This is a genomic window from Pseudoalteromonas sp. L1, assembly GCF_021728095.1.
GTDB lineage: Bacteria > Pseudomonadota > Gammaproteobacteria > Enterobacterales > Alteromonadaceae > Pseudoalteromonas.
The window spans coordinates 271,864-285,403 of the sequence record NZ_JAKKCT010000004.1 but is presented as its reverse complement, the minus strand read 5'-3'; the positions used below and the strand labels follow the sequence as shown (position 1 = coordinate 285,403).

The 13,540-nt window shown below is 42.4% G+C and carries 14 protein-coding genes; 13 read left to right on the top strand and 1 reads right to left on the bottom strand.

Going from position 1 to position 13,540, the window contains the following annotated elements; all coding sequences use genetic code 11:
- The first annotated feature begins 4 nt into the window (after window positions 1-4).
- The 4 genes from secF (at window position 5) to L3V38_RS14215 (ending at window position 4,326) form a co-directional block, all read left to right on the top strand.
- Window positions 5-952 carry a protein translocase subunit SecF gene (secF, locus tag L3V38_RS14230; protein WP_062567232.1) on the top strand — a complete coding sequence of 316 codons (948 nt, stop codon included), beginning with the start codon at window positions 5-7 and terminating at the stop codon, window positions 950-952.
- 56 nt (window positions 953-1,008) lie between these two features.
- Window positions 1,009-1,527, top strand: a complete 519-nt coding sequence (locus L3V38_RS14225) for a hypothetical protein (protein ID WP_237119812.1) — start codon at window positions 1,009-1,011, stop codon at window positions 1,525-1,527.
- 94 nt (window positions 1,528-1,621) lie between these two features.
- Window positions 1,622-3,412: a bifunctional diguanylate cyclase/phosphodiesterase gene (locus tag L3V38_RS14220; protein ID WP_237119811.1), complete on the top strand. Its 1,791-nt coding sequence runs from the start codon at window positions 1,622-1,624 to the stop codon at window positions 3,410-3,412.
- An 83-nt stretch (window positions 3,413-3,495) separates the two neighbouring features.
- Complete coding sequence (locus L3V38_RS14215; RefSeq protein ID WP_130151586.1) at window positions 3,496-4,326, top strand: transporter substrate-binding domain-containing protein; 831 nt, start codon at window positions 3,496-3,498, stop codon at window positions 4,324-4,326.
- A gap of 25 nt (window positions 4,327-4,351) precedes the next feature.
- Here L3V38_RS14215 and suhB read toward each other — a convergent pair whose 3' ends face one another.
- Window positions 4,352-5,155, bottom strand: a complete 804-nt coding sequence (suhB, locus tag L3V38_RS14210; protein ID WP_130151587.1) for an inositol-1-monophosphatase — start codon at window positions 5,153-5,155, stop codon at window positions 4,352-4,354.
- A 334-nt stretch (window positions 5,156-5,489) separates the two neighbouring features.
- Between suhB and trmJ the strand changes: the two genes are divergently transcribed.
- The 9 genes from trmJ (at window position 5,490) to L3V38_RS14165 (ending at window position 13,282) form a co-directional block, all read left to right on the top strand.
- Window positions 5,490-6,212 (top strand): tRNA (cytosine(32)/uridine(32)-2'-O)-methyltransferase TrmJ, encoded by a 723-nt coding sequence (gene trmJ, locus L3V38_RS14205; protein ID WP_237119810.1) that lies wholly within the window; start codon window positions 5,490-5,492, stop codon window positions 6,210-6,212.
- 193 nt (window positions 6,213-6,405) lie between these two features.
- Window positions 6,406-6,897, top strand: a complete 492-nt coding sequence (gene iscR, locus L3V38_RS14200; RefSeq protein WP_130151589.1) for a Fe-S cluster assembly transcriptional regulator IscR — start codon at window positions 6,406-6,408, stop codon at window positions 6,895-6,897.
- Between the two features lie 22 nt (window positions 6,898-6,919).
- On the top strand, window positions 6,920-8,137 hold the full coding sequence (locus L3V38_RS14195; RefSeq protein WP_062567239.1) for an IscS subfamily cysteine desulfurase: 1,218 nt from the start codon (window positions 6,920-6,922) through the stop codon (window positions 8,135-8,137).
- A 41-nt stretch (window positions 8,138-8,178) separates the two neighbouring features.
- Window positions 8,179-8,562, top strand: coding sequence for a Fe-S cluster assembly scaffold IscU (gene iscU / locus L3V38_RS14190; RefSeq protein WP_062567433.1), 384 nt, complete (start codon window positions 8,179-8,181; stop codon window positions 8,560-8,562).
- A gap of 11 nt (window positions 8,563-8,573) precedes the next feature.
- Entirely contained in the window at window positions 8,574-8,897 is a 324-nt protein-coding gene (gene iscA / locus L3V38_RS14185) for an iron-sulfur cluster assembly protein IscA (RefSeq protein WP_062567240.1), read from the top strand.
- A 78-nt stretch (window positions 8,898-8,975) separates the two neighbouring features.
- Window positions 8,976-9,503, top strand: coding sequence for a co-chaperone HscB (gene hscB, locus L3V38_RS14180; RefSeq protein WP_237119809.1), 528 nt, complete (start codon window positions 8,976-8,978; stop codon window positions 9,501-9,503).
- Between the two features lie 46 nt (window positions 9,504-9,549).
- On the top strand, window positions 9,550-11,412 hold the full coding sequence (hscA, locus tag L3V38_RS14175) for a Fe-S protein assembly chaperone HscA (protein WP_237119808.1): 1,863 nt from the start codon (window positions 9,550-9,552) through the stop codon (window positions 11,410-11,412).
- Between the two features lie 11 nt (window positions 11,413-11,423).
- Window positions 11,424-11,762, top strand: coding sequence for an ISC system 2Fe-2S type ferredoxin (fdx, locus tag L3V38_RS14170; RefSeq protein WP_062567243.1), 339 nt, complete (start codon window positions 11,424-11,426; stop codon window positions 11,760-11,762).
- A gap of 92 nt (window positions 11,763-11,854) precedes the next feature.
- Window positions 11,855-13,282 carry an NAD-dependent succinate-semialdehyde dehydrogenase gene (locus tag L3V38_RS14165; protein WP_237119807.1) on the top strand — a complete coding sequence of 476 codons (1,428 nt, stop codon included), beginning with the start codon at window positions 11,855-11,857 and terminating at the stop codon, window positions 13,280-13,282.
- Window positions 13,283-13,540 lie beyond the last annotated feature (258 nt).

Genomic DNA, 13,540 nt, shown 5'->3' with positions numbered 1-13,540 from the left:
CAGCATGCAAATTTTAAAACTAGGTGGTAAAACACTGCCGTTTATGAAGTTACGTAAGTTTGCCATGACAGTGTCGACTTTGTTGATCTTGGCTTCTTTCGTTTCGTTTTTTACTAAAGGCTTGAACTTTGGTCTCGACTTCACTGGCGGTACTGCGGTTGAAGTGGGTTTTGCACAGCCTGCCGATCTGAAAAAAGTGCGTGAAGCCATTACTGAAAGTGGCTTTGAAGACTTTTCGGTACAGCTGTTTGGCTCAAGTAAAGAGATTTTAGTACGTCTTGCACCACAAGGTGATGGCGTAAAAGCTGAAGTGATTGGTAATCAAATCATTACGGCTTTAAAGCAAACAGATTCAAGCGTTGAAATGCGCCGTATCGAGTTTGTTGGTCCAAGCGTAGGCGAAGACTTAAAAGAGCAGGGTGGCCTTGCCATGTTAACTGCGCTTATTTGTATCTTGATTTACGTTGCGTTTCGATTTGAATGGCGTTTTGCGGTAGGTGCGGTATCTGCACTTTTACACGATGTTATCATCACGTTAGGCTTATTCTCAGTGCTTGGTCTTGAGTTTGACTTAACGATTCTTGCGGCAATTTTGGCGGTAATTGGTTACTCACTTAACGACACCATCGTTGTATCTGACCGTATCCGCGAAAACTTCCGTAAAGTACGTGTTGATGACACGATTGAAATTATCGATATTTCATTAACGCAAACTCTAAACCGTACATTAGTTACATCAATCACCACGATCTTAGTATTGATTGCGTTGTTCGTATGGGGTGGTCAAACGATTCACGGTTTTGCGACAGCATTACTATTTGGTGTGTTCATCGGTACTTACTCTTCTGTATACGTTGCTTCAGCAGTAGCGATTGCAATGGGTGTAAGCAAAGAAGACCTAATTCCAGAAGTAATTGAAAAAGAAGGTGCGGATCTCGATCCTATGCCTTAACAAGCCTAGCTTGATAAGAACCGCCCTGTTGGGCGGTTTTTTATTGGGAGAAATTTATGAAACATCTCTTAATGAGTCTATGTATTATCTACTTATTGAGTGCCTGTAAAGACCAGCAAGAGCAGCAATCAACAGCAACTCAACAATCACAAGAGGCGATTGCACAGCAACCACTAACAGCCTATGAAGGCTTAGCATGGAAAGTGTTAACTAGCCTGCAAGCCGAGTCGGATCAATTAATGGTTAAAGAAGCTATCGATAGCTTGATACACTCATCTGAGTCGCTATTTTTAGCAATGAAAACACAGCTACCAGAATGTGAAGCTAGTTTGTTAGTAATGGCTGATTATGTGTCTAAGATGAAAGCGACAAAGGCGGCACAGTCGAAGCCGATGGAGCTTACACCTACGTTACCTGATTTTACAGAGCCTCGCTGTTACCATGCGCAACAATTACTACTCAATTCTTTAGCTGTTTTTGCTATTGCTGAACAGGCCGCAATAACTGAACAAGACTACCATCAAGCTAAGTTAAAAATGATTGATAGTATTGCGCGTATTAAACAACTTAATTGAATAATCATCATGATGATAAGTTAAGTTGCCATAAAATTGTCATACAGAATTGCTACTTTAATCGCCTACTTTTAAAACAGACGCTAGGTGAAAGGTGAGTGAGCCACTACAGCGAATTTTAGATAACAATGAAATAAAAACCCTATTTCAGCCTATCTTTGATATTTCTAATCAGCATATCTTGGGTTATGAAGCCCTTAGCCGCGGTCCAAAAGGCTCTGAATTAGAAATGCCTAGCGCTTTGTTTCGCGAAGCAATTGCATGCAATAAAATTTCAGAGTTAGAGCTCTTGTGTCGAAGTAAGGCGATAGAAAACTTCGTTAAATTAAACTTACAAGGTAAGCTCTTTTTAAACGTAAGCCCAAAGACTCTACTCGACCCGTGCCACCCTAAAGGAGAAACATTGCATCTTGTTAAGCACTTTGGTTTGGCGGCGAATCGCGTTGTGATTGAAGTCACTGAGCAAGAAAAAGTGGAAGATGGCTTTTTACTACTAAAGACCATTGCTCATTATCGTGAACTTGGTTTTTCTATCGCTATTGATGATTTAGGTGCAGGTTATTCAGGTCTAAAGCAGTGGTCAGAATTGTGTCCTGATTTTGTAAAAATAGATCGCTACTTTATTGATCACTGCGACCAGAGCGTGGTGAAAAAAGAGTTTCTTAAATCAATTATTGTGCTTGCCAAAGCAACGAATACGCAAGTTATCGCTGAGGGAATCGAGCGGGCAGAGGAGTTACGTTTGCTTGAGGGGTTGGGTATTCAACATGCACAAGGTTTTTTACTGGAAAGACCAAGCTTGCAGCCCAGCTATCAAATTAATATTCAGTGCTTAGCGCACTTAGAGTCACCTGATAATTCGAGTAGTTTTGAGCAATCGATGGCTATTGGCTGGTTAGCTGTGGAATATGCCAGTATCGAAACAACCACACGCTGCAAAGATGCGCATAGTCTTTTTGAGCAAGATAAGTCGCTTACAAGTCTTGCTGTTCTTGAACACAACATTCCCGTTGGATTACTACACCGAGACCAACTAACAGAAGTATTCGCCGCACCTTATGGGCATGCACTTTATGATAAACAACCAGTGACATCCTTGATGGATAAACAACCTCTGGTAGTTGACGAAAATGAGTTACTGGATACGGTAAGTCAGCAAATTACCGAGTTTGAATTTGATATTCGTCGACACATAGTAATCACCCGAAATGGCGAATACTTAGGTTTAGCGCCACTGCGTAATATCTTAAAACACATTACTGAAGAAAAAATCCGCCATGCTCAACATGCAAACCCACTGACTATGCTGCCGGGCAATGTCGCTATTAACGAAGCGATTGAGCTGAGACTTCGCAATAATTATCCGTTCTCACTCGCGTACGTTGATTTAAACCACTTTAAACAATTCAATGACCTATACGGTTATGCCAGCGGTGATAGTGTGATTAAATTATTGGCAGAGGTTATTGTTGATGCATCTAGTCTCAGTAAAGGGTTTGTTGGCCACATAGGGGGGGATGACTTTATGGTGGTGTTTGATAAAGAGGATGCACAGACTGTTTGTCACAACATAATTACTTTATTTGAGCAAAAATCGCGTGCCTTTTTCACCCCAGAACATATTGCACAGGGCGGTTATTGGGCAAGCAACCGAGAAGGTAAAAAGCAGTTTGTTCCCTTACTTACACTTTCGATAGGCCTTGTGAAGCCCGATTTAGAGCTTTGTATCAATAGCCATCAAGTTGCTGCATTGGCAACTGATGCAAAAAAAGAAGCTAAACGTTATCAAACAAGTCATTTGTTTGTCTGTAAACGCAGTCGTCCTGCACCTGCGGTCGTGAGGCTCAGCAGTGTGAGTGATGAAACAGCACATATTGGATTATGAATTAATTTTAAGTTGGGCTAATTTCACTTGTACCATTTACAGGCTAGGTGTAGCTTAAAAAAAACACAATGATAAAAATAATAATGAAGCAATTAACAGCCGTAGCCTTTGTATTAATCACACTAATGTGCAGCCCAACTGTGTATGCCGATACCGTTGTTAATTTAGCAGTTGAACAACGTCCTCTGTATAAACGTGATGATTACCTTAATGAGCTGTTACTGAAAGCCTTAGAGGCTGCTCAATTCCCTGTTAAGATAAACAAAGTGTTGGTTCACCCCCATCAGCAACGAACCTTGCTAAGGCTTGATGCTAATCAAGCTGATATCTACTGGAGTATGACCAGCCCAGAGCGTGAGCAACTAGCCATTGCCGTGCCAGTCCCTTTATTCAAAGGGTATATTGGTAAGCGGGCATTACTGACAAAGCGGTCATTTTTACCTCGTTTTACCCAGCTTAAAAATAAGCGTGACCTAGCTCAGTTAACTGCTATACAGGGGCATGACTGGCCTGATACAAAAATTTTAGCTCAAAATGGTCTATCGGTTAGGCCATTAGCTAATTATCAAGCCATGTTTAGTTTAGTTATTGCAGGGCGCGTTGACTATTTTCCTCGCTCTTTCATAGAAGTTATGTCTGAGCTTGAGCAGATAAATGACGAGCGATTAGTGATTGTTCCCGATGTTTATATTAGTTACCCAACTGCATTTTATTTCTTTGTCAGTCATCGTAAGCCAGCGTTAGCGAAAGCGTTGCTTAAAGGACTACAAACGATGCAAGCATCGGGAGAGTTTGATGAAATGTTTAATCGATACTTTGCTGAAGGCTTAGCGAGCTTGCCATTTAAAGAAGGTAATACGATTGAAATTGCATTGGAAAATGAGTACTTTCAGCCACAAAAAAAGGAGCCTTAGCTCCTTTTTTAGATTACAACCGCTGTTAGCGAAGTAGTGATTCAGTTAATACTGGGCGAATTTCACGAATGATCGCTTGTGTTAACTTAGGTGCACCACAGATGATGTTGCCGCTTTGGTTGTAGTTAATACCACCTGCGAAATCAACAACCATACCGCCAGCTTCTTTTACTAAAAGCTCGCCCGCTGCTGTGTCCCATGGCTTAAGGCCAATTTCAAAGAAACCATCAACGCGACCCGCTGCAACATAAGCCATATCTAATGCAGCAGAGCCTGCGCGGCGAATATCAGCAGTGTGTACGAAAAGTGCTTTAAACGCTTCTGAGTATGCGTCTAAGTGATGTTTTTGCTTGAATGGGAAACCAGTCGCAAGGATAGAACCTGCTAACTCGTTAGTTTTAGTGACGCGTAAACGCTTGCTGTTAAGCTGTGCGCCTTGACCACGTGATGCTGTGAATAATTCACCACGAATTGGATCATAGATCACGGCTTGGTCTAAACGACCTTTAACTTTAAGTGCAATTGATACTGCGAAATGAGGAATACCCTTGATGAAGTTTGTTGTGCCATCAAGAGGGTCTACAATCCATTGGTAATCTGCATCTTTACCTTTGTGCTCACCAAGTTCTTCACCTACGATAGTGTGATCTGGGTAAGATTTTAAAATAGTGTCACGAATTGCGGCTTCAGCTTCTTTATCGATGTTAGTCACTAAGTCGTTAGTGCCTTTTTGTTGTACATCAACTTTTGATAAATCTTCGCTTGCACGAAGTAAAATTTTGCCTGCGTTACGCGCAGCGCGAACCGCAATGTTTAACATTGGATGCATAGCATTACCTTTGGGTTGTAAAAGAACGAATATATTTAAGCCGGCGTATTCTAGCGGTTTTTACTGCAAAGTAAACAACAAAGCAGAAATAGTTTTGGTTGTTTTTTGTACTGAGCTGATTTTAAATTAAATTTCGACCTTATAAATTTTAACAGCGAAAAACTTTTAGCGCAGTTTAGTGCTCCAATTCAACCCGATTTATCTCCAATAAAAGTGATAAACCGCAAACATGATCTACGATCAATTATGATTGACTGCACGATCTATATAGCCTCCAGAATTGCTTTCGTGCTAGAATTCGCGCAATTTTTGACATTCAGTAAGTAACAACGCAATGACACTTGATGATATTCGTATCGTATTAGTTAACACATCTCATTCTGGTAATATTGGCTCAGCAGCACGAGCGATGAAAACGATGGGTTTATCAAATTTATATCTTGTTGATCCTGCTTGTGAAATCGATAGTCATGCGAGTGCGCTTGCAGCGGGTGCAACCGATGTGCTCGGCAAAGCGGTGGTTGTTGATACCCTTGCCGATGCCATTGCTGATTGTTCTCTAACAATTGGTACTAGCGCGCGTTCGCGTACCTTATCATGGCCTATGGTAGAGCCGCGTGAATGCGGTGAAAAGCTCGTAGCAGAGGCTGTAAATGGCCCAGTTGCACTTGTGTTTGGTCGTGAGAATAGTGGTTTAACTAACGAAGAACTACAACAGTGTAATTACCATGTATGTATTCCTGCAAACCCTGAATATAGCTCACTCAACCTAGCGATGGCTGTACAAACGCTATGCTATGAAACACGCATGGCTTACTTGAATACACAGCCAAAAGCACAAGAAGAAGATGAAGCAACCTACCCAAGTGCTAAACAAACTGAGTTGTTTTACGAGCATCTAGAACAAACATTGAATGACACCGGCTTTATCATTAAACAACACCCAGGTTTAGTGATGACCAAATTACGTCGTCTGTTTAATCGCGCACGTCCTGAAGAAGCCGAGATGAATATTTTGCGCGGTATTCTTACCTCAATTAATAAGTCTATAAAATAATCACTGGTTATAAGTATAATACTTGACTAAATTACTCAGGTAATTACAATAACACCTAGTACTTGACTAATTTTGTCGGGTATTCGGTTTTATCAATGGTGAACATCTATTTTTATCAGATGATAATACTTGACTATTTTGGTCTGGTAATTAAAATTTGCACACCTTAGCGTGCAGTAACATCGGGGGCTCCATGAAGTTAACATCAAAAGGCAGATACGCAGTAACCGCCATGTTGGATGTTGCACTCCATACAAATGTGGGTGCAGTGCCCCTGGCCGATATATCAGAACGACAAGAGATTTCCTTATCATATTTAGAACAACTATTTGCCAGACTCAGAAAAAATGGCTTAGTGAGTTCAGTGCGTGGCCCCGGTGGCGGATATTTATTAGGGCGTGACGCAGATAAAATTTCTGTTGGTGATGTTATTAATGCTGTTGATGAATCTGTTGATGCAACTCGTTGTCACGGTGCAACGGGTGGCTGCCAAAGCGGCATGCGCTGTTTGACCCATACCTTGTGGTCTGATTTGAGCGCACGTATCGAAGAGTTTTTAAATAGTATTACCCTTGCTGAATTGGTTGAGAAATCAGACGTAAAAGAAGTCGCATCTCGCCAAGATAACAGCATCAATAATGCAATTAAGCAACTGGAAAACATTCAAGTAAGCTGTCAACTGTAGCTTGACGAAAGCGGAGAGAGAAATGAAGTTACCGATTTATTTAGATTACGCAGCAACCACGCCTGTTGATGAACGTGTGGCAAAAGAAATGATGCAATGCCTGACTATGGACGGTAATTTTGGTAACCCTGCATCACGCTCACACCGTTTTGGTTGGCAAGCTGAAGAAGCGGTTGATCAAGCGCGTACAGATATTGCTGATCTAATTAATGCTGATCCACGCGAAATCGTGTTTACCTCTGGCGCAACAGAATCAAATAACCTCGCTATTAAAGGTGCTGCGCAATTCTACAAAAAGAAAGGTAAGCACGTTATTACGGTTAAAACAGAACATAAAGCTGTTATCGATACATGTCGTGAACTTGAGCGTCAAGGGTTTGAAGTAACCTACATGGACGTTGAAGAAAACGGCCTTCTAGACCTTAAAAAGCTTGAAGAAACAATGCGTGATGACACAGTACTTGTAAGCGTAATGCACGTAAATAACGAGCTAGGTGTTATCCAAGATATCGCGACAATCGGCGAAATGTGCCGTGAGCGCAAAATTATGTTCCACGTAGATGCTGCACAAAGCGCAGGTAAAGTACTTATCGACGTGCAACAGTTAAAAGTAGATTTCATGTCGTTCTCTGGCCACAAAGTATATGGCCCGAAAGGTGTTGGCGCACTTTATGTTCGTCGTAAGCCACGTGCTCGTTTAGAAGCACAAATGCACGGTGGTGGTCATGAGCGTGGTATGCGTTCAGGCACTCTGGCTACGCACCAGTTAGTGGGTATGGGTGCGGCATTTAGAATCGCGAAAGAAGATTTCGAAAAAGATCATGCACATATCAGCGCACTACGTAAGCGTTTGATTGATGGCATCATGGCTGATATGGACGAAGTTTACTTCAATGGTGAACCAAGCCAGTCAGTGCCAGGTATTGTAAATATCAGCTTCAATTTTGTTGAGGGTGAGTCGTTATTAATGGCTGTTAAAGACATTGCTGTTTCATCAGGTTCAGCCTGTACCTCAGCAAGCTTAGAGCCTTCTTATGTACTACGTGCATTAGGCCGTAATGACGAGTTAGCACACAGCTCAATTCGTTTCAGCATTGGCCGCTTTACGACTGAAGAAGAGATTGATTACACCGTTGAACTAATCAAAAACTCGATCGGCCGTTTACGTGAGATGTCTCCTCTATGGGAAATGCATCAAGAAGGTATTGATTTAGATTCAGTTGAGTGGGCGCATCACTAAGTAGTGATGAACCGCCGCTAGCAGGTAGTGAGGATAGTATTATGGCTTATAGTGATAAAGTAATCGATCATGTTGAAAATCCGCGTAACGTGGGTGTATTAGACAAAAATGATCCGTCAGTAGCAACAGGCATGGTGGGTGCACCAGCGTGTGGTGACGTAATGAAATTGCAAATCAAGGTATCACCAGAAGGTGTTATTGAAGATGCAAAATTTAAAACATATGGTTGTGGTAGTGCAATCGCTTCTTCTTCACTTGTAACTGAGTGGGTCAAAGGCAAAACCTTAGACGAAGCGGCAACAATCAAAAACACTGATATCAGTGCTGAGCTTGAGTTACCGCCAGTGAAAATTCACTGTTCGATTTTAGCGGAAGACGCAATTCAAGCAGCAATTGCTGACTACAAAAGCAAACAAGCGAAGTAAGAGATAATTTCATGGCAGTGACATTGACAGATGCGGCAGCAAACCGCGTAGAATCATTTTTAGCAAATCGCGGCAAAGGCATTGGCCTACGCGTTGGCATTAAAACGACGGGCTGTTCAGGTCTTGCTTATGTTCTTGAGTTTGTTGACGACTTAGCAGAAGGCGACGAAATTTTTGAAAGCCGTGGTGTAAAAGTAATCGTTGATGCGAAAAGCTTAGTGTACATTGATGGCACTGAACTTGATTACACCAAAGAAGGTTTGAATGAAGGGTTTAAGTTTAATAACCCGAATCAAGCTGATGAGTGTGGATGTGGCGAAAGCTTCACGGTTTAAGCTCAAAAAATTTTCCTCGCTTGAAGCCCTGCCTATGTAGGGCTTTGTTATTTCCTGTTCACCTAGTTGGATAATGTAATGCGTTACTTTGAATTATTTGCAATTCCAGTTGATTACAATATTGATTTAGCGACGATAAATAAACACTACCTTGAGCTGCAACGTGCAGTTCACCCTGATCGCCATGCCAGTTCAAGCAGCCGCGATAAGTTACTTGCTGTGCAAAATGCAGCTGAAATCAATGATGCGTTACAAACTTTAAAACACCCCGTGAAGCGTGCAGAGTACATGTTGAGTGAGCTAGGTGTTGATATTCGTGCTGAACAGCAAACCTTACAAGACCCACATTTCTTAATGCAGCAAATGGAACTTCGCGAAGAACTCGAAGAGCTTGAAAATGCCGCAGATCCTGATGCAGCCATCGCGCAGTTTGAAACGCAAATTAAGCAGTTAGACAAGCAATATAGTCGTGAACTTGCTGAGCAATTAGCCAGCAATAATGAACAACAATGGCAAGCAGCTGCGGATAATATTCGTAAATTAAAGTTCGTTTATAAATTGCAAGATGAACTTGAGCGCATTGAAGACAGTTTATTTGATGATTAATTATTAGTTGTATAAAGCAGCTATTTAAGAGTTTAAAAAGAGCATTATGGCATTATTGCAAATTGCTGAGCCGGGGCAGAGCGCGGCACCACACGAGCACAAATTAGCAGTCGGTATTGACCTTGGTACGACTAACTCGTTAGTTGCTACAGTGCAAAGCGGCGAAGCCCGCACACTGACTGATTTAGCAGGCAATGCGATGCTACCATCGGTTGTGCAATACCAAGCAGATAGCATCGTGGTGGGTGAACGAGCGGCGGCAGCTGCCACTCAAGACCCTGCTAATACTTTGATCTCAGTGAAGCGTTTCTTAGGTAAAACGCAGGCTGAAATCGAAAAAAGCTATGGTCAACTGCCGTATCAATTTTGTGAGCATGATGGCTCGTTAGCAATCAGCACCGTTGCGGGCGCAATTAGCCCAGTCACTGCATCGAGTGAAATTTTAAAAGCCTTGAAACTTCGCGCAGAAGACAGCTTTGCAGGCCAAGATATTTTAGGTGCGGTTATTACTGTGCCAGCGTATTTTGATGATGCACAGCGCCAAAGCACCAAAGACGCTGCTGAGCTTGCTGGCATCAACGTATTACGTTTACTAAACGAGCCAACGGCTGCGGCTGTTGCTTATGGCCTTGATTCAGGCCAAGAAGGCATTATTGCTGTTTATGATTTAGGTGGCGGTACGTTTGATATCTCTATTTTACGCCTGCACCAAGGTGTATTCGAGGTGCTTGCTACAGGCGGTGATTCGAGCCTGGGTGGTGATGATTTTGACTCGCTATTGGTAGATTACTTCAAAAAACAAACCGGTGTGAGCGAGCTTTCTGCATCGGTACTGCGTTTATTTATTAATAAAGCAAAAGCCTGTAAAGAAGCACTAAGCCAATACCAAACAGTCAATGTTGGTTTAGAGTTTGATGGTCAAAGCCACAAGGTTGAAGTAACCCGCGAAACCTTTGATGAACTAGCACTTGATCTTGTGAAGAAAACACTGCGTTCTTGTCGCCGTGCAGTAAAAGATGCGGGTATCGAAAACGAAGAAGTACTGCAAGTGGTAATGGTTGGCGGCTCGACACGTATGCCAATTGTACGCTCTCAAGTTGCGGCATTTTTTGATAAAGAGCCACTGACTTCAATCGACCCTGATCGCGTAGTAGCACTTGGTGCGGCACTGCAAGCAGATGTACTGGTTGGCAATAAGCCAGATTCAGACATGCTGCTATTAGACGTATTACCACTGTCATTGGGTCTTGAGACCATGGGTGGCTTGGTTGAGAAAATCATTCCACGTAATACCACTATACCTGTAGCACGTGCACAAGAGTTCACCACGTTTAAAGATGGTCAAACGGCGATGTCACTGCATGTACTACAAGGTGAGCGTGAGCTAGTTGATGATTGCCGCTCGCTGGCAAAATTCAGCTTAAAAGGTATTCCGGCCATGGCCGCAGGTGCTGCGCATATTCGCGTAACCTTTAAAGTTGATGCAGATGGCTTGTTAAGCGTATCGGCAATGGAAAAATCAACCGGTGTGCAAGCTGAAATCCAAGTAAAACCATCATTTGGTTTATCGGATGACCAAGTTGCGAACATGCTAAAAGACTCAATGAGTAATGCCAAAGATGACATGCAAGCGCGTATGCTTAAAGAGCAACAAGTTGAAGCGTTACGCGTTGTTGAAGCACTAGAAGCATCACTGGCAACTGACAGTGCATTACTTGATGAACAAGAATTAGCTGCGTTAAAAGCAGAAATTGCTAAACTTGTTGCGGTACGCGAAAGCGCAACAACACCGGCAGAAATTAAAGCAGCAATTGAAGCTGTCGACAATGCAAGTAGCGAATTTGCTGCGCGTAGAATGGATGCATCAATCAAAAAAGCGCTGCAAGGGCAGTCAGTAGACGAAGTTTAACGAGGTAAGGTATGCCACAAATTATTTTTCTTCCACACGAAGAGTTATGCCCAGAAGGCGCTGCAATTGAAGCTCCTACAGGCGAAACCGTATTAGATGTTGCGCTTAAAAATGGTATTAGTATTCCGCATGCCTGTGAAAAGTCATGCGCGTGTACAACATGCCACTTAATTATTCGTGAAGGCTTTGATTCTTTAGATGAAAGTGATGAGCTAGAAGACGACATGTTAGATAAAGCATGGGGTCTTGAGCCTGAGTCTCGTCTTGGTTGCCAAGCAATTATTAAAGACGAAGATCTGGTAGTTGAAATTCCAAAGTATAATCTCAATATCGTTAATGAAGAGCATTAATTCTTAACGGCTTTGAATACCTAAAAACCGCTGTAGTTGCTTGGTCTACAGCGGTTTTTTGTTTTTTGCGGTCCGCTTTACTAGGAGGTTTTATGTCTGATTTAGTTTTTTCTGATTCGTTTATCGATGGTGACTTTTATTCTACGAGCCAGCGTTTTAGTGTAGATAACCCTGCAACCGGACAAGCAATTACCGATGTGTCTGATATTGATGAAGCTGGGGTTGAGCTGGCCATTAAACGTGCTGACGAGGCATTTAGCAAGCTAAAACAAACAACGGCGACTGAGCGTAGTGAAACGTTGCGTCGCTGGTATGAGTTGGTTATTGAGCACAAACAGCAACTTGCTGAGCTGATGACCAAAGAGCAAGGTAAACCTTTAAAAGAAGCATTAGGTGAGGTTGAATACGGTGCAGGCTTTATTAAGTGGTTTAGTGAAGAAGCAAAGCGTAGTTACGGCGACAACATACCAGCTACAGACGGCCAACATCGTCTATCAACCATAAAGCAGCCAATCGGTGTCGTTGCAGGCATTACACCGTGGAACTTCCCAATCGCCATGATCACTCGTAAGGTTGCCCCTGCATATGCAGCGGGTTGTAGTTTCGTGATTAAACCTTCTGAGCATACCCCTTTATGTGCAATTGCTTTGGCTTACCTTGCCGATAAAGCAGGGTTTGTAAAAGGGGCATTAAATGTGGTGGTCTCGGAGAATGCTAAAATGGTTGGCGAGATCATGACCGGGTCTGAGCGTGTACGTAAGTTCACATTTACAGGTTCAACCGGTGTAGGTAAGCAGTTACTTTCACAGTGCGCATCTACAATTAAGAACACATCGATGGAACTTGGTGGTAATGCACCGTTTATTATTTTTGAAAATGCCGATTTAGATGAAGCAGTTGCTGGCCTTATGGGGGCTAAGTTTAGAAACGCAGGGCAAACCTGTGTTGCTGCTAACCGAATTTTTGTTCAGCGCTCGGTACTAGAGACGGTGCTTGAAAAACTCACAGACAAAGTAGCTGAGTTAAAAGTTGGCAATGGCTTTGATGACGGGGTGGATATTGGCCCATTAATTTATCCTAAAGCAAAAGAGAAAGTACAAACGCTTGTGCAAGATGCGGTTGATAAAGGGGCGTCATTAATTGGTGATAACAGCGAACTTGAAGGCAGCTTCCAAGCGCCATTAATTTTAACTGATGTGACACCACAGATGGATATCTACCATGATGAAGTGTTTGGCCCTGTAGTCAGCATAATTGCTTTTGATGATGAACAAGAAGTCTTGCAGCTTGCTAACGATGTGCCGTATGGTTTAGCTGCGTATTTTTACAGTGAAAATATCAAGCAAGTTTATCGCGTAAGCGAAGCACTTGAATACGGCATGATTGGTATTAACGAAGGCCTCATTTCAAACCCCGTAGCGCCATTTGGTGGTGTAAAGCAATCTGGCTTAGGCCGTGAAGGTGGTCATCAAGGATTAGATGAGTACCTTGAAGAAAAGTATCTTTGCATTAAGGTCTAATCTCACGTGAAATAAATTTCACGCCTACCCCCGTAGGCGTCATGCTTGCATGGCGCGTTTTAAAGGTTTTGCAACATGCATCTTCGCGTGAAATAAATTTCACGCCTACCACCGTAGGCGTCATGCTTGTATGGTGCGTTTAAATCTTCACGCGAAACAAGTTCCACGTCGACATCGTCCCGTTTATTTCCGATAAAATGATAGCGCTGTCATTTTAGTTTTTATATGATAGGTATGAATAATAAACAAAAATGACAA